This is a genomic window from Mesorhizobium sp. M7A.F.Ca.MR.362.00.0.0, assembly GCF_004023175.1.
Taxonomy (GTDB): Bacteria; Pseudomonadota; Alphaproteobacteria; order Rhizobiales; family Rhizobiaceae; genus Mesorhizobium.
The window spans coordinates 1-728 of record NZ_RZTF01000855.1 but is presented as its reverse complement, the minus strand read 5'-3'; the positions used below and the strand labels follow the sequence as shown (position 1 = coordinate 728).

Below are 728 nucleotides of genomic sequence, written 5' to 3'. Positions count from 1 at the left end.
CAGATAGAATCACTAGTTTTACCGCCATGCATGATCGTTATGACCGCGGGCTGTCGCAAGGTTCCATCGCCACTATCACCTCTCCAGATGCTAAGGCGCACGATCTTAGTTATTCCGTTTGGCCATTCATAGCGGCTTCAGCCGTTTGTTCCGACTCTTTTGCTCGAATAGCAATCATTCGTCGAACGGGCGAAATAATCTTTGAAAATAAACAAGCCAACGATCCCACTGGACCGATGAAGACGATAGGTGAGCAGGGCGTGATGCAGGCACTTATGATTGCCCGTAATAGGCCATTGGGAAAAACTCACCGGGACGAGATTCAGAATATCTGGAACAAGCTCGAACAGAGCGATAGGTTCGCTCGACATCTACCTTGCGCTAACCTAAAATCTTACACGGCGGAAATCGGCCTGGCGCTTAACAATCAATTGGATTTTGATCCATACAAAATTCCGGCTGACGATCAGCGACATATGGCCGAGATGTTCGTTCGAAATGTTAAGCGAGATGAAGACTTTATAGTGGCAAATATCGGTGATCCGTACTGCTACGTCAGTCATACCACTAAGAGAATCACATCATGCCATAATATATTACAAGAGAGGTTTCTCGGAAAGTCTGCAATTGCTAGAACCGGACCATCGGATTCGACCTTTGCTCCTCAAGAGGATACAACCTGGGGCACTCCCCATCAGGAGCCACTTTTACGGTCATCCATTGTGAAG

1 pseudogene is annotated in these 728 nt (G+C 47.3%); it reads left to right on the top strand.

The window, feature by feature from the left end:
• Positions 1 to 728: pseudogene (locus tag EOC06_RS38170) on the top strand (hypothetical protein); the annotation flags it as partial.